This is a genomic window from Marinobacter sp. BSs20148, from assembly GCF_000283275.1.
Lineage (GTDB): Bacteria > Pseudomonadota > Gammaproteobacteria > Pseudomonadales > Oleiphilaceae > Marinobacter > Marinobacter psychrophilus.
The window spans coordinates 3,494,481-3,517,620 of sequence record NC_018268.1 but is presented as its reverse complement, the minus strand read 5'-3'; the positions used below and the strand labels follow the sequence as shown (position 1 = coordinate 3,517,620).

Annotated in this window: 19 protein-coding genes and 1 tRNA gene; 19 read left to right on the top strand and 1 reads right to left on the bottom strand. The window is 54.7% G+C overall.

The genetic code is table 11. The features are described 5' to 3' along the window. The first annotated feature begins 133 nt into the window (after positions 1-133). The 7 genes from grpE to greA all read left to right on the top strand — a co-directional run bounded on the left by grpE (position 134) and on the right by greA (position 9,987). A complete protein-coding gene (gene grpE / locus MRBBS_RS16045; protein WP_014872633.1) occupies positions 134-742 on the top strand; it encodes a nucleotide exchange factor GrpE in 609 nt (202 codons plus the stop codon). A gap of 91 nt (positions 743-833) precedes the next feature. After that, entirely contained in the window at positions 834-2,759 is a 1,926-nt protein-coding gene (gene dnaK / locus MRBBS_RS16040) for a molecular chaperone DnaK (RefSeq protein WP_014872632.1), read from the top strand. Between the two features lie 82 nt (positions 2,760-2,841). Continuing rightward, positions 2,842-3,969 carry a molecular chaperone DnaJ gene (gene dnaJ, locus MRBBS_RS16035; protein ID WP_014872631.1) on the top strand — a complete coding sequence of 376 codons (1,128 nt, stop codon included), beginning with the start codon at positions 2,842-2,844 and terminating at the stop codon, positions 3,967-3,969. Positions 3,970-4,027: 58 nt separating this feature from the next. Continuing rightward, positions 4,028-4,831 carry a 4-hydroxy-tetrahydrodipicolinate reductase gene (gene dapB / locus MRBBS_RS16030; protein WP_014872630.1) on the top strand — a complete coding sequence of 268 codons (804 nt, stop codon included), beginning with the start codon at positions 4,028-4,030 and terminating at the stop codon, positions 4,829-4,831. Positions 4,832-5,058: 227 nt separating this feature from the next. After that, positions 5,059-6,189, top strand: coding sequence for a glutamine-hydrolyzing carbamoyl-phosphate synthase small subunit (gene carA / locus MRBBS_RS16025; protein WP_041635338.1), 1,131 nt, complete (start codon positions 5,059-5,061; stop codon positions 6,187-6,189). Positions 6,190-6,284: 95 nt separating this feature from the next. Further along, a complete protein-coding gene (gene carB, locus MRBBS_RS16020) occupies positions 6,285-9,503 on the top strand; it encodes a carbamoyl-phosphate synthase large subunit (RefSeq protein ID WP_014872628.1) in 3,219 nt (1,072 codons plus the stop codon). A gap of 4 nt (positions 9,504-9,507) precedes the next feature. Then, positions 9,508-9,987 (top strand): transcription elongation factor GreA, encoded by a 480-nt coding sequence (greA, locus tag MRBBS_RS16015; protein ID WP_083847074.1) that lies wholly within the window; start codon positions 9,508-9,510, stop codon positions 9,985-9,987. Between the two features lie 85 nt (positions 9,988-10,072). Here the strand turns inward: greA and yhbY are convergent, their stop codons facing one another. Continuing rightward, on the bottom strand, positions 10,073-10,384 hold the full coding sequence (yhbY, locus tag MRBBS_RS16010; protein ID WP_014872626.1) for a ribosome assembly RNA-binding protein YhbY: 312 nt from the start codon (positions 10,382-10,384) through the stop codon (positions 10,073-10,075). A 374-nt stretch (positions 10,385-10,758) separates the two neighbouring features. Here yhbY and ftsH point away from each other — a divergent pair, with 374 nt between their 5' ends. The 12 genes from ftsH to rpsO all read left to right on the top strand — a co-directional run bounded on the left by ftsH (position 10,759) and on the right by rpsO (position 22,976). After that, a complete protein-coding gene (gene ftsH, locus MRBBS_RS16005; RefSeq protein WP_014872625.1) occupies positions 10,759-12,723 on the top strand; it encodes an ATP-dependent zinc metalloprotease FtsH in 1,965 nt (654 codons plus the stop codon). A 100-nt stretch (positions 12,724-12,823) separates the two neighbouring features. Further along, complete coding sequence (gene folP, locus MRBBS_RS16000) at positions 12,824-13,654, top strand: dihydropteroate synthase (protein WP_041635336.1); 831 nt, start codon at positions 12,824-12,826, stop codon at positions 13,652-13,654. Then, the gene (gene glmM, locus MRBBS_RS15995; RefSeq protein WP_014872623.1) at positions 13,654-14,997 is read left to right on the top strand and encodes a phosphoglucosamine mutase; all 1,344 of its coding nucleotides are present in this window, start codon (positions 13,654-13,656) and stop codon (positions 14,995-14,997) included. Before folP ends, glmM begins: the two co-directional genes overlap by 1 nt. 105 nt (positions 14,998-15,102) lie before the next feature. Next, positions 15,103-15,861, top strand: coding sequence for a triose-phosphate isomerase (gene tpiA, locus MRBBS_RS15990; RefSeq protein WP_014872621.1), 759 nt, complete (start codon positions 15,103-15,105; stop codon positions 15,859-15,861). Between the two features lie 18 nt (positions 15,862-15,879). Continuing rightward, complete coding sequence (secG, locus tag MRBBS_RS15985) at positions 15,880-16,233, top strand: preprotein translocase subunit SecG (RefSeq protein ID WP_014872620.1); 354 nt, start codon at positions 15,880-15,882, stop codon at positions 16,231-16,233. A gap of 7 nt (positions 16,234-16,240) precedes the next feature. Beyond that, positions 16,241-16,325, top strand: a tRNA-Leu gene (locus MRBBS_RS15980). A 318-nt stretch (positions 16,326-16,643) separates the two neighbouring features. After that, entirely contained in the window at positions 16,644-17,105 is a 462-nt protein-coding gene (gene rimP, locus MRBBS_RS15975) for a ribosome maturation factor RimP (protein ID WP_014872619.1), read from the top strand. 103 nt (positions 17,106-17,208) lie between these two features. Then, positions 17,209-18,702 (top strand): transcription termination factor NusA, encoded by a 1,494-nt coding sequence (gene nusA, locus MRBBS_RS15970; RefSeq protein ID WP_014872618.1) that lies wholly within the window; start codon positions 17,209-17,211, stop codon positions 18,700-18,702. Positions 18,703-18,720: 18 nt separating this feature from the next. Continuing rightward, a complete protein-coding gene (infB, locus tag MRBBS_RS15965) occupies positions 18,721-21,246 on the top strand; it encodes a translation initiation factor IF-2 (protein WP_014872617.1) in 2,526 nt (841 codons plus the stop codon). Further along, positions 21,246-21,704 (top strand): 30S ribosome-binding factor RbfA, encoded by a 459-nt coding sequence (gene rbfA / locus MRBBS_RS15960; protein WP_014872616.1) that lies wholly within the window; start codon positions 21,246-21,248, stop codon positions 21,702-21,704. Before infB ends, rbfA begins: the two co-directional genes overlap by 1 nt. Then, a complete protein-coding gene (truB, locus tag MRBBS_RS15955; protein ID WP_014872615.1) occupies positions 21,701-22,630 on the top strand; it encodes a tRNA pseudouridine(55) synthase TruB in 930 nt (309 codons plus the stop codon). Before rbfA ends, truB begins: the two co-directional genes overlap by 4 nt. A gap of 76 nt (positions 22,631-22,706) precedes the next feature. Beyond that, complete coding sequence (rpsO, locus tag MRBBS_RS15950) at positions 22,707-22,976, top strand: 30S ribosomal protein S15 (RefSeq protein ID WP_014872614.1); 270 nt, start codon at positions 22,707-22,709, stop codon at positions 22,974-22,976. The last annotated feature ends 164 nt before the right edge of the window (positions 22,977-23,140 follow it).

The window sequence follows — 23,140 nt, the reverse complement described above, 5'->3', positions numbered from 1 at the left end:
GCATCGGTTGAAACTGCGTCGCGGGGCCCCATATCGACTTGCAAATACTTTGTTCCGGCCGTTATGGCGGTTATCCGGATATAAAGAGTAGGCCGTGGTCATACCGGCCGTATTTTATTCACCAGGAGTAGTCATGAGCACTGACGAAGAACGCAACGAGCAATTTGCAGATGAGCTGCAACAAGCCGTAGATAAAGCCGCAGAAGAAAACGTAGAAGCAGCCGAGGGAGAGCCAGAAAGCTCGCCATCCGCCGACCTTGAAGCACTGCAGGCGCAGGTCCAGGAGTTTCAAGAGCAGGTGCTGCGTTCGCATGCAGAAATGCAGAACGTACGCCGTCGCGCCGAGAACGACGTCGAAAAAGCCCACAAATTTGCGGTAGAAAAGTTCGTTAAGGAACTGTTGCCGGTGGTAGACAGTCTGGAAAAAGCGGTTGAAAGCACCGAAGGCCATGAATCTTCTGGCGACTTGGTGGCGTCCATTCGCCAAGGCGTAGAGCTTACCCTCGATATGTTCCTGTCTGGCCTCAAGAAGTTTAACGTTGAGCGCCTGAATCCTGTCGGCGAACCGTTTGATCCGCAATACCATGAGGCGATGTCTATGGTGCCAGCGCCCAACGCTGAGCCAAACAGCGTGGTTGCGGTTATGCAGAAAGGCTATTTGTTGAATGGCAGGGTTGTGCGCCCAGCCATGGTGATGGTGGCCAAGCCCCAAGATGCACCAAAAATTGATGAGCAGGCTTGAAAAATAGCTTAAAGCGCCAATATAGCTTTTAACCAGAACAGTTCGGAGTGATCCTCCGGCCCCAGCATTCAGAAAGATTTGGAGTGACTCAATGAGCAGAATTATCGGTATTGACTTAGGCACAACCAACTCTTGCATCGCCGTTATGGACGGTGGCAAGGTCAGGGTTATTGAAAATTCTGAAGGTGATCGCACTACGCCATCGATCATCGCCTATACCGACGACAACGAAATTCTGGTAGGTCAGTCTGCCAAGCGTCAGGCTGTTACCAACCCGTATAACACCCTTTATGCGATCAAGCGTTTGATCGGCCGTCGGTTTGAAGACGATGTTGTGCAAAAAGACATCAAAATGGTGCCTTACAAGATCGCCAAGGCTGATAACGGCGATGCTTGGGTCGATGTAAAAGGCCAGAAAATGGCTCCGCCGCAGATTTCTGCGGAAATTCTGAAGAAAATGAAGAAAACCGCCGAAGATTACTTGGGCGAGAAAGTGACTGAAGCCGTTATTACCGTTCCGGCATACTTCAACGACAGCCAGCGTCAGGCGACCAAAGATGCGGGCAAAATTGCCGGTCTCGACGTTAAGCGTATTATCAATGAGCCGACTGCTGCTGCTCTGGCCTACGGCATGGACAAGAAGGGCGGCGACCGCACCATCGCGGTTTACGATTTGGGCGGTGGTACGTTTGACCTGTCGATCATTGAAATTGCCGATGTAGACGGCGAGCACCAGTTCGAAGTGTTGGCCACGAATGGTGACACCTTCCTGGGCGGTGAAGATTTCGATATGAAAATCATCGAATTCCTGGCCGACCAGTTCAAAAAAGACAGTGGTATTGATCTACGTGGCGACTCATTGGCCATGCAGCGTCTTAAAGAAGCCGGTGAGAAAGCTAAAATTGAGCTTTCCAGTAGCCAGCAGACCGACGTGAACTTGCCGTACATTACCGCTGATGCCAGCGGCCCCAAGCACATGAACGTCAAGCTGACTCGTGCCAAGCTGGAGTCGTTGGTGGAAGACCTGGTACAGCGCACTCTTGAGCCGTGTAAAGTCGCTCTGAAAGACTCGGGTCTGAACCTCGATCAGATTGACGAAGTGATTCTGGTTGGCGGCCAAACCCGTATGCCGCTGGTGCAGGAAAAAGTAAAAGAGTTCTTCGGTAAAGAAGCTCGCAAAGACGTTAACCCAGATGAAGCGGTTGCTATGGGCGCCGCCATTCAGGCCGCCGTATTGTCTGGCGATGTGAAAGACGTACTGCTGCTGGACGTAACACCTCTGAGCCTGGGTATCGAAACCATGGGTGGTGTTGCTACGTCGCTGATCGACAAGAACACCACGATTCCGACCAAGAAGTCGCAGACTTTCTCTACCGCGGACGACAGTCAAACAGCGGTAACCATTCACGTGGTTCAGGGCGAGCGCAAGCAAGCTACGCAGAACAAGTCACTGGGCCGTTTCGATTTGGCTGATATTCCGCCTGCACCGCGCGGCGTGCCGCAGATCGAAGTGACTTTTGACATCGACGCCAACGGTATTCTGAACGTGTCTGCCAAAGACAAGGCGACCGGTAAAGAGCAGTCTATCGTGATCAAGGCGTCGTCCGGCCTGAGTGATGAAGAAATTGAAAAAATGGTGCGTGACGCCGAAGCCAACGCTGACGAAGACCGCAAGTTTGAGGAGCTGGTTCAAGCCCGCAACCAGGGCGATGCCATGGTTCACGCGGTGCGTAAAACCTTAAAGGACGCTGGCGATAAAGTCAGCGACAGCGAGAAAGAGTCGATTGAAGTTTCTGTAACTGAACTGGAAGAAGCGCTGAAAGGTTCTGATAAGGACGACATCCAGGCTAAGACCGAGAAGCTGACTGAAGTTTCTGGCGAATTGGCCAAGAAGATGTACGCCGATCAGGCGGAGCAGGGCCAGCCGGAGGAAGGGCAGGAAAATGCCCAGTCGAACACCGCTGATGACGCTGTTGACGCTGAGTTCGAAGAAGTGAAGGACGACGACAAGCGTTAATCGATTGACCTAGATTTTGCCAGTAGTTGGAAAACGCGGGTCGCTCCCGCGTTTTCCTCGTTATAACCACGGGATTTGAAGCATGGCCAAGCGCGACTATTACGAGACTCTCGGCGTGAGCCGGGACGCGGACGACAAAGAAGTAAAGCGGGCGTATCGCAAGCTTGCAATGAAATATCACCCGGACCGCAACCCGGACGATAAAGACGCCGACAACAAATTCAAAGAAGCCAGTGAGGCCTACGAAGTACTCGCAGACGCCAACAAGCGAGCGGCCTACAACCAGTTTGGTCATGCCGGCGTTGACGGCCAGGGCGGCGGTGGCTTTGGTGGCGGTAATGGGAATTTCTCGGATATTTTTGGCGACGTATTTGGCGATATTTTTGGAGGCGGTGGTGGCCGTGGCCGCAACACCCGCGGCTCCGATTTACGCTACACCCTGGACCTGGACTTAGAAGAAGCCGTTAAAGGTAGAACGGTTAAAATCACCATTCCTGGCCATCGTGAATGCGAAGCCTGTGATGGCAATGGTGCCGAGAAAGGCTCGCGTCCTGAAGCCTGTGGTACCTGTAAAGGTATGGGCCAGGTGCGTATGCAGCAGGGCTTTTTCACTGTGCAGCAAGCATGCCCTACCTGCCGTGGTGCGGGTAAGGTTATTAAGAATCCGTGCAGTAAGTGCCAGGGTCAGGGCCGGGTGAAAGAAGAGAAAACCTTATCGGTTAAAGTGCCCCCCGGCGTGGATACTGGCGACCGCATCCGTTTGTCTGGTGAAGGCGAAATGGGCATAGAGGGCGGCCCTGCTGGCGACTTGTATGTGCAAATGGCCGTGCGCGAACATTCCATCTTCACCCGCGACGGGCGTAACCTGTATTGCGAAGTGCCCATCAGCATTGTTGATGCCGCTTTGGGTGGTGAGCTGGAAGTGCCAACGCTGGATGGCCGCGTTAAGCTAAAAATACCGGCCGAGACCCAAACCGGAAAATTGTTCCGCCTGCGCAACAAAGGCGTGGCACCGGTGCGTGGTGGCGGTGCTGGCGACTTGCTGTGTCGGGTGACCATCGAAACCCCGGTACGTCTGACCAAGCGCCAGAAAGAACTGTTGAATGAGTTTCAGGATACCCTCGACAGCGGTGACGGCGACCAGCATGGCCCGAAGAAAACATCGTGGTTTAGAGGTGTGAAGAGCTTCTTTGACGAAACCAAGTTCTGAGGGCACGCAGAGGCGAGTACTGAGGGCTTAAACAGATGCAAGAACTGAGGGTTTATAGATGAAGGTAGCCATCATCGGTGCTGCGGGGCGCATGGGAAAGGTACTGATCGAAGCCGTTGACGGCACTGATGGCCTGCAACTAGGCGCGGCTATTGTTGAACCCGGCAATAGCCTGATCGGCGCTGACGCCGGCGACATGACCGGCATCGGGAAAACCGGTGTTGCCATGGCCGGCAGCCTGGCGGACGTGAAAGATGATTTCGACGTGCTGATCGACTTCACCTTTCCAGATCTTACCTTGGAAAACGCTCGCTTCTGCCTGGCCCACGGTAAATCCCACGTTATTGGTACCACCGGATTGTCTGACGCCGAAAAGCAACAACTTGCACAAGTTGCCGAAAATGTACCTGTGGTGTTTGCCCCCAACATGAGTGTGGGCGTAAGTGTGGTGTTGAATTTACTGCGCACTGCGGCTGCCGCGCTGGGTGACGACTACGATGTTGAAATTATCGAAGCCCACCACCGCCACAAAAAAGACGCTCCGTCAGGCACCGCGCTGCGTATGGGCGAAGTGGTTGCCGATGCGCTGGGCCGCGATCTGAAAGAATGCGCTGTTTACGGCCGCGAAGGCTTCACCGGCGAACGTACCCGCAAAGAAATTGGCTTTGAAACCATTCGCGCGGGCGACGTTGTGGGCGATCACACCGTCCTGTTCGCCACCGAAGGCGAGCGCATCGAAATCACCCACAAAGCCAGCAGCCGCATGACCTTCGCCAAAGGCGCAATGCGTGCCGCGCTGTGGCTGAAAAACAAGCCGGCCGGCTTGTACGATATGCAAGATGTGTTGGAGTTGAAGCAATAACGCCACCGGGCGGATTCCTCATGGACAAAAAGCGCCTTATTTTCTATAATAGAGCGCTTTAACTGCATCAAGCGTAGATTTTACAGCGCCACGGGAAACATCTTTCCTTCCCGTAGGACAAAACAGCGGGACGGAGCCACCACTCCCTCTCGCTTTTTTGCGACCTGAATTTGCGCCTACGCTCCCGTTCATGACGAACATGACGCCACTCGATGAGGATAGAAGCCTTGAGTACTCCCGCAATCCTTGCACTCGCAGACGGCAGCCTGTTTTACGGCACCGCTATTGGCGCTGACGGCGAAACCAGCGGCGAAGTGGTGTTTAACACCGCCATGACCGGCTATCAGGAAATACTGACCGACCCTTCCTACGCTCGCCAGCTGGTGACACTTACGTATCCGCACATTGGCAACACCGGCGTCAACCCGGAAGACGTGGAATCAGACCGCATACACGCCGCCGCTCTGATCATTCGCGATCTGCCACTGGCAGCCAGTAATTGGCGCAGCACCCAGAGCTTGGATGGCTATTTGCGCGACAACAATATTGTGGGCATTGCCGATATTGACACCCGTCGCCTGACCCGAATTCTGCGCGACAAAGGCTCCCAGAGCGGCGCCGTTGTCGCCGGCGAAAGCGCTACTGCCGAACGCGCTCTGGAATTGGCAAAAGTTTTCCCGGGTTTGAAAGGAATGGACCTGGCGAAAGAAGTCAGCTCGAAAAGCGTTAGCCACTGGACAGAAACGGAGTGGGATCTGGTCAATGGTTACGGTCAGCAGGACAGCCCGCACTTTAAAATCGTAGCTTACGACTACGGTATTAAACTGAACATTCTGCGCATGCTGGCATCGCGCGGTTGCGACATCACCGTTGTGCCGGCACAAACGCCTGCAGCCGAGGTGTTGGCGATGAATCCGGACGGCGTGTTCTTGTCCAACGGCCCCGGTGATCCTGAGCCCTGCGATTACGCCATAAAAGCCATTCAGGACATTTTGGAAGCCGACCTGCCGGTGTTTGGTATTTGCTTGGGTCACCAGCTTCTGGCCTTGGCTAGCGGTGCCAAAACCATGAAGATGAACCACGGCCACCACGGTGCTAACCATCCGGTGCAGTGCCTGGCCGATGGAACCGTCATGATCACCAGCCAGAATCACGGTTTTGCAGTAGACGAGGCCAGCCTGCCGGCGAACCTGGAGGCAACTCACAAGTCGCTGTTTGATGGCACTCTGCAAGGTTTGCGCCGCACCGATAAAGCCGCGTTTAGCTTTCAGGGCCACCCGGAAGCCAGCCCTGGCCCCCACGATGTGGCGCCACTGTTTGACGAGTTTATCCGCTCGATGGAAGCCCGGCGCGCTTAGAGAAAAGGCGAGTGAGGTCAGCCAATGGCCTCGCGCAAACAGGCGCTGCGCACCGCGCTGCAAGACATTAAAGTTGCTGACAGGTTGACCAAGACATGCCAAAACGTACCGACATTAAAAGCATCCTGATCCTGGGAGCAGGCCCTATCGTGATCGGGCAGGCGTGTGAATTCGACTATTCCGGCGCTCAGGCCTGTAAGGCTCTGCGCGAGGAGGGCTACCGGGTGATACTGGTTAACTCCAACCCGGCCACCATCATGACCGACCCGGCCATGGCCGATGCCACCTACATCGAGCCGATTATCTGGTCAACGGTTGCCAAGATTATTGAAAAAGAAAGGCCCGATGCTCTGTTGCCGACCATGGGTGGGCAAACCGCGTTGAACTGTGCGCTGGATCTGGAAAAGCACGGCGTACTGGCTAAATACGGCGTTGAAATGATCGGTGCTAACGCCGATACCATCGACAAAGCTGAAGACCGCAGTCGTTTTGACAAGGCTATGAAATCCATTGGCCTTGAGTGTCCCCGTGCCGACATTGCTCACAATCTGGAAGAAGCCCACCGCATTGCCGACAACGTTGGCTTTCCGTGCATCATCCGTCCCTCTTTCACCATGGGCGGCTCCGGCGGCGGTATTGCGTACAATCGTGGAGAGTTCGAAGAAATCTGCATTCGTGGGCTGGACCTGTCGCCCACCAGCGAACTGCTGATTGACGAATCCTTGATCGGTTGGAAAGAATACGAAATGGAAGTGGTGCGCGACAAAAACGATAACTGCATTATTGTTTGTGCCATTGAAAACTTCGACGCGATGGGCGTGCACACCGGTGACTCCATTACCGTGGCACCGGCGCAAACCCTCACTGACAAAGAATACCAAATCATGCGTAACGCCTCGCTGGCGGTTCTGCGTGAAATTGGTGTGGAAACCGGCGGCTCCAACGTGCAGTTTGGCATTCATCCGGACACCGGCCGCATGGTGGTGATCGAGATGAATCCGCGGGTGTCACGCTCCTCGGCGCTGGCGTCTAAGGCCACCGGCTTTCCCATTGCCAAAGTGGCGGCCAAGCTGGCGATCGGTTACACCCTGGATGAGTTGAAGAACGACATCACCGGCGGTATTACCCCCGCTTCGTTCGAGCCCAGCATTGATTACGTGGTGACCAAGATCCCACGGTTCACCTTTGAAAAATTCCCCCAGGCCGACGCCCGCCTGACCACCCAGATGAAATCGGTGGGTGAGGTGATGGCCATTGGCCGCACCTTCCAGGAATCGTTGCAGAAAGCTCTGCGCGGCCTTGAAGTAGGCTCTGACGGCCTTGATGAAATGCTGCCGGAATTTGACAGCGAAGAAAGCCGGCAAACGTTAACCCGCGAGCTGAATGTGCCCGGTGCCGAGCGCATCTGGTTCATCGGTGATGCCTTCCGCGCGGGCCAGAGTGTGGCGGATATATTTCGCCAGACCCACGTAGACCCCTGGTACCTGGTGCAGATTGAAGACCTGATTAAAGAAGAGCAGGCGCTGCAGGCGTCTGGCAAGGTCGAACTGGACCACGCTACCCTGTTTCGCTTGAAGCGCAAGGGGTTCTCCGACGCGCGTCTGGCGAAGCTGATGGGCGTGAAAGAAGACGCCTTTCGCGCCATGCGCCACGGGCTGGGTATTCGCCCCGTGTATAAACGTGTAGACACCTGTGCTGCGGAATTTGCCTCAGACACGGCTTACATGTATTCCAGCTATGAAGAAGAATGCGAGTCAAACCCGACTGACCGTGAAAAGATCGTGGTCATTGGCGGTGGCCCTAACCGTATTGGTCAGGGCATCGAGTTTGATTACTGTTGCGTACATGCGGCCCTGGCGATGCGCGAAGATGGTTATGAAACCATCATGATCAACTGCAACCCGGAAACCGTGTCGACCGATTACGACACCTCTGACCGTTTGTATTTTGAGCCGATCACCCTGGAAGACGTGCTGGAAATTATCCACGTTGAAAAACCCAAGGGTGTGATTGTGCAGTACGGTGGTCAAACCCCGTTGAAGCTGGCCCGCGGCCTGGAAGCCGCTGGCGTGCCTATTATAGGCACCAGCCCGGACGCCATTGACTGCGCCGAAGACCGCGAGCGGTTCCAGAAGCTGATTGCGGGCCTGGGCCTGAAACAGCCCGAAAACGCAACCGTGCGCAGCCACGAAGAAGGCGTTATTGCCGCCCGCAAGATTGGGTATCCGCTGGTGGTCCGCCCGTCTTACGTGCTGGGTGGCCGCGCCATGGAAATTGTCTATGGCGAGGACGAGCTTGAGCGTTATATGCGCAGTGCTGTGCTGGTATCCAACGACAGCCCGGTATTACTGGACCACTTCCTGAACGCCGCGATTGAGGTGGATATAGACGCCATCTGCGACGGCAAAGACGTGGTCATTGGCGGTATCATGCAGCACATCGAGCAGGCGGGCATTCACTCCGGTGACTCGGCGTGTTCATTGCCGCCCTACAGCTTGCCCGCAGATGTTCAGAACGCCATGCGCGACGCCGTCAAACAGATGGCCCTGGCGTTGAATGTGGTCGGTCTTATGAACGTGCAGCTGGCATGGCAAGACGGCGACATTTACGTGATCGAAGTGAATCCCCGTGCATCGCGTACCGTGCCGTTTGTGTCTAAGGCCATTGGCGTGTCTTTGGCCAAAGTGGCCGCACGTGTTATGGCGGGCACATCGTTGGCGGACCAGGGCTTTACCCAGGAAATTATACCGGCGCATTACTCGGTGAAAGAGTCGGTGTTCCCGTTCAACAAGTTTCCCGCGGTTGACCCTATTCTTGGGCCGGAAATGAAGTCCACCGGCGAGGTGATGGGGATTGGCGACAGCTTTGACGAAGCCTTTGGCAAAGCCGTGCTGGCTGCTGGCGAGCGCCTGCCATCCGCGGGCGTTGCCTTCATGTCACTGCGTGATGTCGACAAGCACGGCGCCGAGCACGTAGCGCGTTCGCTGGTTGACTGTGGTTTCACCATAATTGCAACCACCGGCACCGCCGCAGCGCTGCGCAAAGCGGGCGTAGAGGTAGCGTTGGTGAACAAGGTTCACGAAGGTCGCCCGCACATTGTGGATGCCATCAAAAATGGCAAGGTCCAGCTGGTGATCAATACCACCGAGGGCCGTAAAGCGGTGTCGGATTCGTCCCAGATCCGCCAGTCTGCGTTGCAGGCTAAAATCAGTTACACCACCACCCTGGCAGGTGGCGAAGCCTTCTGTCGGGCCATTAAGTTTGGTCCGGAGCGTACGGTTCGCCGCCTTCAGGATTTGCACTCAGGAAAATAAGATTATGTCGGCAAGAGTACCAATGACCACGTTGGGCGAAGCACGCCTGCGTGCCGAGCTGCAGAAGCTGAAATCGGAAGATCGTCCGCGCGTCATCGCATCCATCGCTACCGCACGTGAGCACGGCGATTTGAAGGAAAACGCGGAATACCACGCCGCCCGTGATCAGCAAAGTTTTATTGAAGGCCGGATTCAGGAAATTGAAGGTAAGCTCGGTGGCGCTCAGGTGATTGATGTCACCACCATCGAAAACACCGGTAAAGTGATTTTCGGCACCACTGTTCATCTGCTGAATACGGATACCGATAAACAGGTCGTATACCAGATTGTGGGTGAAGACGAAGCGGATATCAAAGACAGCAAAATTTCGGTGTCATCACCGATTGCTCGTGCTTTGGTTGGTCGTAGAGCGGGTGAAGTAGTAGCTATTCGCGTGCCGTCGGGCACCGTGGAATATGAAATTGAGAAGGTTGAGTACATCTGATCAGCGATGTGGCTCACACAAAAAGCCGGTCTGGAATCCCCGACCGGCTTTTTTGTGTCTGCTGTTTGCGCACCCTGCACCTTGGTTAGTGCTTAAGGCGCAATAAGTTAGACAGTTTCGGATTGGGTTTCTCGGCGCGGCGCAAAATCACTGCAATTTTACCAATGGTCTGAACAACTTCAGCCTTGGCGCCGGCGCACAGTTCCATCACTGCCTGTTGGCGTGTTTCGCGATCCTGGCTGGCGATTTTTATCTTGATCAGTTCGTGGTCGTTCAATGCCCGCTCCAGTTCTTCCTGAAGGTTTTCGGTCAGGCCCTTGTCACCTACAATAATGACCGGTTTCAGATTGTGGGCGATCGCCCGGTATTCCCGGCGCTGTTCTGGTGAAAGGCTCATGATGCAATCTCTTTATGGCGGCAATTAACAAAAGGTCAGCACTCGTTGTGCTGCCGTCAACGTATAATGTCGGGATTGTAGCAGAAAGTGCAGCGGGAAAAATCGCCGTTAACACTTATCGCGCGGGCCTATTGCCCATCAGTGGAACGATACCTGCTTTAATCAGTCAATTCCTTTGGTGGTGGTATTGCAATTCGTTATCAAGTCCCCCACTTAAAGAATTCAGGTATTTCGGTTGCTGGCACTCGCAGCCAGAAACGACCGGCAAGTTTGGTGGCAGCAAGGCCATTTCTGGTGAACGGCCGTAGAAATGGTGTAAAGTGGCGAAAAAGGGCGTGCCATGGCGCAGCCCGGCAATTCATAGGTGGTGATCCTTGAACAATATGGCAAAAAATCTGGTTTTATGGCTGGTAATAGCCGCAGTGCTACTGATGGTGTTTCAGAACTTCACTCCTACCACCAGTGGCCAACAAGTCAACTACTCCCAGTTTGTGGAGATGGTTCAACAAGGCCGTGTAAACCAGGTCACGATTGACGGTCTGCAAATCGAGGGTACACGTCCCGACGGTTCACAGTTCCAGACGGTCCGCCCGCAAGTGGCTGACAACAAGCTGATGGACGACCTTCTGGCCAACAGCGTTGAGGTGATCGGTAAAGAACCCGAACGCCAGAGCCTGTGGACCCAATTGCTGGTCGCGGCATTCCCGATTCTGATTATTATTGCGCTTTTCGTATTCTTTATGCGGCAGATGCAGGGTGGTGCCGGCGGTAAGGGCGGCCCGATGTCATTTGGTAAGAGCAAAGCTCGCCTGATGAGCGAAGACCAGATTAAAAACACCTTTGCGGATGTTGCAGGCGTAGACGAAGCCAAAGAAGACGTAAAAGAACTGGTGGATTTCTTACGTGATCCCAGCCGATTCCAGCGCTTAGGCGGCCGGATTCCTCGTGGCGTTCTGATGATCGGTCCTCCGGGCACGGGTAAAACCTTGTTGGCAAAAGCCATCGCCGGTGAGGCCAAGGTGCCATTCTTCTCGATTTCTGGCTCAGATTTTGTCGAAATGTTTGTCGGCGTGGGTGCATCCCGTGTACGCGACATGTTCGAACAGGCGAAGAAGCAAAGCCCGTGTATTATTTTCATTGACGAGATTGATGCGGTCGGTCGCCACCGTGGCGCCGGCATGGGCGGCGGGCACGATGAGCGTGAGCAAACGCTGAACCAGTTACTGGTGGAAATGGACGGGTTTGAGGGTAACGAAGGCGTTATCGTGATTGCCGCCACCAACCGCCCGGACGTTCTAGACCCTGCCTTGCTGCGCCCTGGCCGTTTTGACCGTCAGGTGATGGTGAGCCTGCCAGACATTCTGGGCCGCGAGCAGATCTTGAAAGTACACATGAAGAAAGTGCCGCTGGATGATGACATCAATCCTGCCGTTATTGCTCGTGGTACGCCTGGTTTCTCCGGTGCCGACCTGGCTAACCTGGTGAACGAGGCAGCGCTCTTCGCAGCCCGCCGCAACAAGCGTTTGGTGTCTATGGAAGAGCTGGAACTGGCGAAAGACAAAATCATGATGGGTGCGGAACGCAAGTCCATGGTGATGAACGAAAAAGAGAAGCTGAACACCGCGTATCACGAATCTGGCCATGCCATTGTCGGGCGCCTGATGCCAGAACACGATCCGGTGTATAAAGTGAGTATCATCCCTCGCGGACGTGCTCTTGGTGTGACCATGTTCTTGCCGGAAGAAGACAGGTACAGCCATTCCAAGCGTTTCCTCCATGGCCAGATCAGCAGTTTATTTGGTGGCCGTATTGCCGAAGAGCTGACATTGGGCGCTGACGGTGTCACCACCGGTGCCTCCAATGACATTGAGCGTGCGACCAGTCTGGCTCGCAACATGGTGACCCGCTGGGGTCTGTCGGAAAAGTTGGGTCCGCTGCAGTACGGTAGTGAGAACGATGAACCGTTCCTGGGCCGTACCGCTGGGCAGCATCAAACTGTGTACTCGCCGGAAACAGCGCAGCGTATTGATGAAGAAGTGCGTAACATCATTGATACCTGCTACGAGACAGCTCGCAACGTATTGGTCGAGCATCGCGATAAGCTGGACTTGATGGCTGAAGCTTTGATGAAGTACGAGACGATTGATCGGCTTCAGATCGACGATATTATGGAAGGCCGTGATGCCCGCGCGCCTAAAGGCTGGGACGATCGGGGTGGTTCTTCGGGCGGCGCGGCTACTTCAGTTGATAAAGAAGATACTTCCACCGAAGGCAAAGCTAAGGGAAGAGCCAGTGATGATTCTCAGGGTGGCGTTGGCCGCCCGGCGGGAGAGCACTGAGCAATCTGTAATGCGCTAGTTAGAGAGAAGTAAAAAACGCCGCCCGCTTTAGGGCGGCGTTTTTCATTGTAAGAACCCCAAATTATTTGCCGAGGTTGGAATGAAGATGAATTTTGCCGGACGCACGCTGGACATGACTCAGTGCCACGTAATGGGCGTGCTGAATGTAACGCCTGATTCGTTTTCCGACGGCGGTCGGTTTGATCGTCCGCAGCAGGCTCTGGCCCATGCCCGCCAAATGGTTGAAGACGGCGCCAGTTTTATTGATGTGGGTGGCGAATCGACTCGCCCGGGCGCCAAGCTTGTCAGCTTGCAACAAGAGCTGGACCGGGTATGCCCGGTAATAGAGGCCATCGCCGGCGAACTGGATGTGGTGATTTCCATAGACACCAGCTCGCCGCAGGTGATGACTCAAGCTGCGGCTCTGGGTGCCGGGCTGATTAATGACGTGCGAGCGTTGACCCGTGAGGGCGCCTTGAAGGCAGCCGCAAACACTGGCTTGCCGGTGTGCCTGATGCACAGTCAGGGCGAGCCGGATATCATGCAGAACAACCCACAGTATCAGGATGTGCGCGCGCAGGTCAGTTTGTTTCTGGCACAGCGAATACTCGCGGCACAGGGCGCCGGCATTGATTCTTCAAGAATCATGCTGGATCTGGGCTTCGGTTTTGGCAAAAGCCTGGAACATAATTTGCAACTGCTTGCGCGGGCAGAGCAATTTACTGTTTTGGGGTATCCTCTGCTGTTGGGGCTGTCACGCAAATCTATGTTGGGTGCTATTACCGGTCGCAATGTGGAAGAAAGGTTGCCGGCAAGCCTCGCTGCCGCGACAATATGTGTTTTGAAAGGCGCGAGTGTTGTGCGCGCTCATGACGTTCGGGAAACGGTAGATGTCGTTAAAATGGCGACGGCGATCAAAGGAGCAGTGTGATGTCAGGAAGGCAGTATTTTGGTACCGATGGAATTCGCGGCCACGTCGGTGAGGGCCCTATTACTCCTGAGTTCATGCTGCGTTTGGGTTGGGCTGCAGGCCAGGCGTTTAAACGCGAAGGCCAGCGCAACAGCGTAATGATCGGCAAAGACACCCGGCTGTCAGGCTACATGTTTGAATCTGCGCTGGAGGCCGGCCTGGCTGCTGCCGGGGTAGACGTAAAGCTGCTGGGCCCAATGCCAACACCGGCTATAGCCTACCTTACGCGCACATTCCGCGCTTCGGCCGGTATTGTGATCAGTGCTTCGCACAATCCTCATTACGACAACGGTATCAAATTCTTCTCGGCAGACGGCACCAAGCTGGATGACGCCTTGGAAGCCGAAATTGAGCACTGGCTGAAACAACCGCTGACGGTGTGTGATTCGGCAGAACTAGGCAAAGCGTCGCGCATTGATGATGCCCCTGGCCGCTATATAGAATTCTGTAAAAGTACGGTGCCGAATGAATTTACTCTGGAAGGCATGAACATCGTTTTGGACTGCGCTCACGGAGCTACCTATCACGTTGCGCCAAAAGTGTTTCGTGAGTTGGGTGCAAACGTATCGGTGATTGGCGCAGCGCCCGATGGTCTTAATATTAACCTCAATGTGGGCTCGACCCACCTTGCAGGTCTTAGCCAAGCGGTTCTAGACAGAAAAGCCGATCTGGGGATAGCCTTCGATGGTGATGGTGACCGCGTGCTGATGGTCGACCGTGACGGGTCCGAGGTAGACGGCGATGAGCTGTTGTATGTGATTGCCTCACAGCGCCATGCCGAAGGCCGCCTAAAAGGCGGTGTGGTGGGTACCCTGATGACCAATCTTGGCGTTGAGTTGGCCTTGAAGGAGCTGGGCATTGAGTTTGAGCGCGTCAACGTGGGTGATCGCTACGTGATGGAGCGCCTGTTGGCGAAGGGTTGGGTGCTGGGTGGCGAAGGTTCCGGTCACATGGTCATCCGTGACTGTACCAGCACCGGCGACGGTATTGTGTCGGCGCTTCAGGTGATGCTCGCTATCTGGAAATCAGGTAAAACTCTAGCTGAAATTCGCCGGGGCATGAGCAAACTGCCGCAGACCATGATCAATGTGCGAGTGACCAAGCGCTTTGACCCATTTGAGCGCGAAGATATTGTGGCCGCTGTAAGTCGCGCCGAGGCTGAACTCGGCAGTGATGGCCGGGTGTTGTTGCGGGCATCTGGCACCGAGCCGCTGATTCGAGTCATGACAGAAGGCCAGGATGCCGAGGTGATTGAACGCATTGCCCAGCAATTAGCGAAGGTTGTTGAAAGCTCGATTGCCTGAGTAGAGTCGGCGGCAAGCAGTTGTTTGGCCTTGGGGTGTGGGGTATAGTTCGCCTCTCTTTTCGGCGGACTTACGCCGCCGCTTGCGAATGAATAAAGGTGTGGTATGCGTCGTCGCATTGTAGCCGGAAATTGGAAAATGAACGGATCTCAAAGCCTGGTCAACGAGTTGGTTGGCCCGGTTGCGCAGCAGGTGCGCGCATTGGGTATTGAAGCGGTCGTTTTCCCGCCCGCGCTCTATGTTTCCGCGGTGATTCAGGCTGCCGATAACGCGATGGCAGTGGGCGTGCAAAATGTCAGTGAAAAAGCGCAGGGCGCCTACACCGGCGAGCTTTCTGCGCTTATGGCGGCCGATGTTGGTTGCCGTTATGGTCTGGTAGGCCACTCCGAGCGACGTCAGCTGTTTGGCGAAGCCGATGCCCAAGTGGCGGTGAAAACCGAGCAGCTTCTCTGCGCAGGCTTGAGCGCCATCGTGTGCGTGGGGGAAACTCTGGCGCAGCGCGAAGCCGGGCAGGCCGAAGCAGTTGTTGCTGCCCAAGTGCGTGACGGTTTGAGCAAAGTAGCGCCAGAGCAATGGGGACAGATTGTCGTTGCTTATGAGCCGGTTTGGGCCATAGGCACTGGCAAGACGGCCACCGGCAAAGACGCCCAAGCCATGCATAAGGCCATTCGTGGCGTACTGGCAGATATGGGTGCTCCGGCCGAATCCATTTCTCTGCTTTACGGCGGCAGCGTAAAAGCGGATAATGCAGCCGCACTTTTCGCTGAGCCGGATATAGACGGCGGATTGATTGGCGGTGCGTCTTTGAATGCAACAGATTTTGTCAGTATCTGCCAGGCACTGCCGGCAGATACCCATTGTTAAAGGTTTGCGAGCGTCTTTATGGATTTAATGGAAACTTTGATCGTTGTCTTGCACGTGGTTATTGCCGTGGCCCTGGTGGGCCTGGTTCTGATCCAGCAAGGCAAGGGCGCTGACGCCGGAGCAGCTTTTGGTGGCGGAGCGTCGCAGACCGTATTTGGCAGCCAAGGTAGCGGGAGCTTTTTGACCCGCTTCACGGCCTTTTTGGCCATTGCGTTTTTTGTAACAAGTTTTTCTTTGGCGATTTTTGCCAAGCAGCGTGCTGAAGTGGCGGGTGAAGTGGGTATTCCAATGGTTCAGGAATCCACTCCTGCCGCTACAGATCCCGCCAGTGAAACCGACGGCAGGCAGAGTGATCTGCCTGGCCTGGAGTAACCGAATTGCCCAAGTGGTGAAATTGGTAGACACGCCATCTTGAGGGGGTGGTGGCGAAAGCTGTGCCGGTTCGAGTCCGGCCTTGGGCACCATTTGCAGTGAAAAAATGGCTTGGTTTTCCAAGCCATTTTTTTGGTCAGTCCTTGACCAGTGAGATCTGCGGCTCTATACTCCGCCGCAGATTGGGTGCAGTCGAAGGTTGACTGGCGTCCGGCAGGCAAAGTGTCTGCTAGCATCAAGTGCTGTTTAATCGTGCTTTTTGCGAGTTCTTGCAACAAACAGCCTTTAATATTGTGAGCTGTTTGACTAAGGGGCCTGGCGCATCAGGTCCTGGTGCATGAAAAGGGCTGATACACAGCCCTTTTTTTGTTTTTGTAGTCAGCAAATTCTGTATACGGAGATGGCGTAACTTGTCAGCCAAGATCAAACAGTTGGAAGACATTCTGCGGCCGGTGGTTGAAGGCCTCGGCTATGAATACTGGGGTATTGAATTCCGCGCTCGCGGCCACGAATCATTGTTGCGACTTTTTATTGATGATGTCGAAAAAGGCATCGGCATTGAAGATTGTGAAAAAGTCAGTCGCCAGGCTAGTAGTGTCATGGATGTGGAAGACCCGATACAGAGCGAATACACGCTGGAAGTGTCATCGCCTGGAATGGATCGTCCGCTGTTCGAATTGGCTCAGTATCAGGCGTTCGTCGGGCACAAAGTGCAAATTCGTTTGCGTATGGCGTTTGAAGGTCGGCGCAAGTTTCAGGGTTTGCTGAACGGAATTGAAGGCGAGGATGTGCTTGTGGTGGTAGATGACCACGAATATCTGTTGCCATTCGACAGTATCGACAAGGCGAACATCGTTCCGGTGTTCGAGTGACGCGTTCTTTAGGTAGCACTCGATTTGAGTGACATTTCATCTGAGCGATGCACACGAATGCATTAAATGGACGCACAGAATATTTTAAAGGCAGGGTGATTCAATGAGTAAAGAGATCTTGCTGGTGGTCGAATCCGTCTCGAACGAAAAAGGTGTCGAGAAAGACGTGATTTTTGAAGCCATCGAATTGGCGCTGGCCACCGCCGCCAAAAAACGCTTCGAAGACGAAGACGCCGATATCCGGGTTTCGATTGATCGCCGTACCGGCGAATACGATACCTTTCGCCGCTGGCTAGTGGTCGATAATGACGCCGTTCCGGCGCTAGGCACCGAACTGACCTTTCAGGAAGCTGAAGATATTAGCCCTGACTTGCAGCCTGGCGATATGCACGAAGAACGGATTGACTCGGTCGCTTTCGGCCGCATTGGCGCCCAGGCGGCTAAACAGATCATCTTCCAAAAAGTGCGGGAAGCAGAGCGTGCCAAGATTGTCGACAGCTATCGCGGTCGCGTTGGTGAGCTGGTTTCCGGCACCGTAAAGAAAGTGACCCGCGACAACGTAATAGTTGACCTGGGAAATAACGCTGAAGCGTTGCTGCCCCGCGAACATCTGATTGCACGGGAAACTTTCCGCATGGGCGACAGAGTTCGTTCTTTGCTGCTGGAAATCCGCACCGACCACCGCGGCCCGCAGCTGATTTTGAGCCGTTCTGACTCGAAGATGTTGATTGAACTGTTCCGTATTGAAGTGCCTGAAATTGCTGAAGAGCTGATCGAGATACGTGGCGCTGCCCGTGATCCCGGCTCGCGCGCAAAAATTGCAGTAAAAACCAACGATCGCCGTATTGATCCGGTGGGCGCTTGCGTAGGTATGCGCGGTTCTCGGGTTCAGGCCGTATCTAACGAGTTGAATGGCGAGCGTGTTGACATAGTGCTGTGGGACGACAACCCCGCGCAACTGGTCATTAACGCCATGGCGCCGGCCGAAGTAGCCTCTATTGTGATGGACGAAGACCGTCACACGATGGACGTAGCGGTTGCAGCGGACAATTTGGCTCAGGCCATTGGTCGTAACGGTCAGAACGTGCGTTTAGCCACCGAGCTAACCGGCTGGACTCTAAACGTAATGACCGAAGAGGAAGCTGGCGAGCGCCAGGAGCAAGAGCAGAGCCGCCTGTTGGAGTACTTTACCAAGCATCTGGATATCGACGAAGAATTCGCCGGCGTGCTGATTGATGAAGGCTTTAGCTCAATTGAAGAAGTGGCTTACATTCCGATGGAGGAAATGCTGGCAATTGAGGGATTCGACGAAGAAACCGTCACCGAACTGCGCAAGCGTGCCAAAGACGCATTATTGAATCAGGCTCTGGCCAACGAAGAAGCGTTGGATGGTGCCGAGCCGGCTGAAGATTTGCTGGCAATGGAAGGCATAGACCGCGGCTTGGCGTTTAAGCTAGCAGGCATGGGTATACGCACCATGGAAGATCTGGCGGAACAGTCGGTTGGTGATTTGCTTGAAATTGAAGGTATGAATGAAGAGCGTGCAGGTCAGTTAATCATGACAGCACGTGCCCCCTGGTTTGAAGACCAGGCCTAATTCGGGAGGAGGACCAGTATGGCGGAAGTAACGGTAAAACAACTGGCCGAAGATGTAGGCGCTCCCGTGGATCGTTTACTGAAGCAGATTGTGGAATCAGGCTTGAAAGCGCGTTCTGAGAACGATGCGGTTTCCAGCGACGAGAAACAGCAGCTGCTGACGTATCTGCGTAAGAACCACGGTGACAGTGAGGCTGAGCCTCAGAAAATCACGTTGAAGCGCAAAACAACCACGACGCTGAAGGCTGGCAAAGCCAAATCCGTGAATGTGGAGGTTCGCAAGCACCGCACTTATATCAAGCGCGCCGAAACGCAGCTGGAATCAGCGGAAGAGCCCGTCGTGGAAGCGCCGGTAACTTCACTTGAAGCAACCACAACGGTTGAAACACCGGTTGCAGCAACTGAAGCTGTGACTGAAACCAAAGCTGCGGAAGCCAAGACAGAGCAAGTTGCGGCTGAGCCAGTGGACGCGAAGGCAGAAAAGCCGGCCGTAATAGCGCCGGAAGACATGCCGATACCGCCGCCTGAAGGCGATGGTAAAGACCGCAAGCCGAAGAAAAAGAAAGAAAAAGTTCGCGAACGTAGCGACGAAACAGATAACGACGACGGCAAGCCGAAGAAGAAATCGGCAGGCCACCGTGGCCCTCGCAGCCGCACTCAGGATTCGCCACGGGCTACCTCGGACGACGAAGACACCAAGCTGCGCAAGCCGCTGCGTTCGAAAAAGAAACCTAAAGAGAAGCAACACGCCTTCGAGAGGCCGACCAAACCTATGGTCAAAGAAGTAGAAGTTCCCGAATTGATCACAGTGGGCGATCTTGCCCACCTTATGTCTGTGAAATCCGTTGACGTGATCAAAACCCTTATGGGTATGGGCGTAATGGCCACTATTAATCAGCCCCTGGAGCAGGAAACTGCAGTCCTTGTGGTGAACGAGCTGGGCCATACCGCTAGAGCCATCAGCGACGACGCCTTTGAAGAGGCTGTGCTGAGCGAATTCAGCAGTCAGGAAGGCCAAGAACAGGTTAAACGCGCACCGGTTGTCAGCGTAATGGGTCACGTTGACCATGGTAAAACCTCGCTGCTGGATTACATCCGCCGCACCAAGGTTGCGTCTGGCGAGACTGGCGGTATTACCCAGCACATTGGTGCTTACCACGTAAAAACCGACCAAGGCATGGTCTCCTTCCTGGATACCCCGGGCCACGCGGCGTTTACCGCCATGCGTGCTCGCGGTGCCCAGTGTACCGACATCGTGATTTTGGTGGTGGCGTCTGACGACGGCGTTATGCCGCAGACCAAAGAAGCGGTTGAACACGCTCGTGCGGCCGGTGTGCCCATCGTGGTAGCGATTACCAAGATGGACAAAGAAGATGCCGATCTGGATCGCGTCAAAAACGAGTTGTCTGCCATTAACGTGATTCCGGAAGAATGGGGCGGCGACGTACAGTTCGTGCCTATTTCTTCCAAGACAGGTGACGGCGTCGACAATCTGCTGGAAGCGGTATTGCTGCAAGCTGAAATTCTAGAGCTGCAGGCGTCTCCGTCTGCACCCGCCCAAGGCGTTGTGGTTGAATCTAGCCTAGAGCGTGGCCGCGGTTCAGTGGCTACCGTACTGGTTCAGAACGGTACTCTGCGCCAGGGCGATATGGTTGTTGCAGGTTCTTTCTTCGGGAAAGTACGCGCAATGACCGACGAAGCTGGCAAGCAGGTTAAAGATGCAGGTCCTTCTATTCCGGTAGAAGTTCTGGGCTTGAATGGCACGCCCAACGCTGGCGACGAATTCTTCGTTGTAGCCGATGAGCGCAAGGCCAAAGAGCTGGCTGAGTTCCGCCACGTTCGTGAGCGCGAACAGCGTTTACAGCGTCAGCAGGCAGCCAAACTGGAAAACCTGTTTGAGAACATGGGCAAAGACCAGGTGAAAACCCTGAACGTGGTATTGAAAACCGACGTTCGTGGTTCGCTGGAAGCCATTACCCGTTCACTGCAGGATCTGGGCAATGAAGAAGTACAGGTGAAGATTGTATCTTCTGGTGTTGGCGGCATAGCCGAAACCGACATCAGCCTGGCCTTGGCCACCAGTGCCGTGATCTTTGGCTTTAACGTGCGCGCCGATAATGCCGCCAAGCGCCTGGTTGAACAGGAAGGCCTGGATCTGCGTTACTACAGCATTATTTACAACCTGTTGGACGACGTTAAAGCGGCTCTGACTGGCATGTTGGCACCGGAATTCCGCGAAGACATCATCGGCATTGCCGACGTACGCGACGTGTTCCGTTCGCCGAAGTTTGGCCAGGTGGCCGGTTGTATGGTGACTGAAGGCAACGTGTACCGTAACAAACCGATTCGCGTACTGCGTGACAACGTGGTGATCTTTGAAGGCGAGCTGGAATCCCTGCGCCGCTTCAAGGACGACGTGCCAGAAGTACGTAACGGCATGGAATGCGGTATTGGCGTGAAAGGCTACGACGTGAAGATGGGCGACCAAATCGAAGTATTCGATCGAATTCGGGTTGAGCGCAAGCTTGAATCCACGGGGGCGTAATGGCTAGAGAGTTCAGTCGTATTGATCGCATTGGCGATCAGATGCAGCGAGAACTGGCCCAGCTCATCCAGCGGGAAATCAAAGACCCGCGGGTGGGCATGATTACGGTCAATGCCGTTAAGGTAAGCCGTGATCTGGGTTATGCCGACATTTACGTGTCCTTGCTGACTACTGAAGAGCTTGGCGCAGAGTCGCCAGAGGTGAAAGAATCTCTGGCGGTACTAAATAAGGCATCCGGGTTTCTGCGCGGCCAGGTTGGCCGTGCGATGAAGCTGCGTGTGGTGCCTCTCCTGCGCTTTCACTTTGATGAGTTGCAGGGTTACAGCCGCCGCCTGGATGGCCTGATTCGCAAAGCCGTGGGTGATCAGCCCGCGGTAGTTGATGACGGCGACAGTGCTGACAACAGTGCCGCCGATGGCCCTGTTGATGGTCAAAACAATCCGGAGTCCAGCGTTTGAGCCGCCGACACAAAGGCCGCGATGTCAATGGCATTTTGGTGATCGACAAGCCTCAGGGTTTAACCTCCAATGGCATTTTGCAGCAGGTTAAGCGGTTGTATGGGGCGGCCAAAGCCGGCCACACCGGAGCTTTAGATCCGCTGGCCACCGGTGTGCTACCGCTGTGCTTTGGCGAGGCCACCAAGTTTTCGCAGACCATGCTTGACAGCGACAAAGCTTACATTGCTACCGCCCGTTTGGGCGAACGCACCGAAACCGGTGATAGCGAAGGCTCTGTGGTAGAAAATCGACCCGTGCCGGAAGGCCTGACCGCCGACGTTTTAGAGCCTCTGTTGGACCGCTTTCGTGGCGAGATCCAGCAGGTGCCTTCTATGTACTCGGCTCTCAAGCACAAGGGCCGCCCGTTGTACGAGTACGCTCGTCAAGGTATCGAAATTGAGCGCCCGGCGCGCCCGGTCACTATTTACAGTTTGGAATTGTTGGCTATTCGCGATAACGAAATGGACATTGCGGTTAAGTGCACAAAAGGCACCTATATCCGTTCGCTGGTGGAAGACATCGGTGAAGCCATTGGTTGTGGTGCCCATGTGGTTGCACTGCGCCGTACCCTGGCCGCAGGCTTTACATTGGCCGACGCCCACGACGTACCGGGTATGGAAGCCATGCGCGAGCGTGATGAAAGCCTGGACGGCTTGCTGGTAGCGCCAGACGCGGCACTCAGCATGTTTCCCGAACACCGCCTGAGCGGACCGGTGCTGGTGTCGATATTGAATGGCCAAGCAGTTAGAATAGAAGCTCAGCTTGATCAGGGTTACGTGCGCGTTTATGGCAATCAAGACTTTGTTGGGCTGGCAGAAGCATTCCCGGACAGTGAGGGTACCCAACTGGTGCCTAAGCGTCTGGTTAAAACCGGCGGCCGCCTGTAGGCGAGCCGTTTAGCCAAGCTGTAGAGATGCGCGGTTCGGCTGTATTTTTAAGCATCGCAATATATTGAGGTGGTTTATGGCACTTTCTGCCAACGAGAAAGCTCAGATTGTTAAAGATTACCAGCAGGCTGAAAGCGATACCGGTTCTCCTGAAGTTCAGGTTGCACTGCTTAGCGCTAACATCAACAAGCTGCAGGGTCACTTCAAGATCAACAAGCAAGACCACCATTCACGCCGCGGTCTGATCCGTATGGTAAACCAGCGTCGTAAGCTGCTGGATTACCTGAAAGGCAAAAGTGCTGATCGTTATCTTGAGCTGATCAAGCGTTTGGGTCTGCGTCGCTAGTCTGTTTCGACGGCCTGAGAGCCGGGGCATGGTTATTTTCCCTGGCTGACCAACCGGCGGTGGTGCTTGCAAGAGCGCTGCCGCCGGTTGTGTTTTTTTTGTGTAGCGCAGAACAGCAGTTACCCACATGGGTGAGTAATTGAATCAATCGGAAAGATATTCAG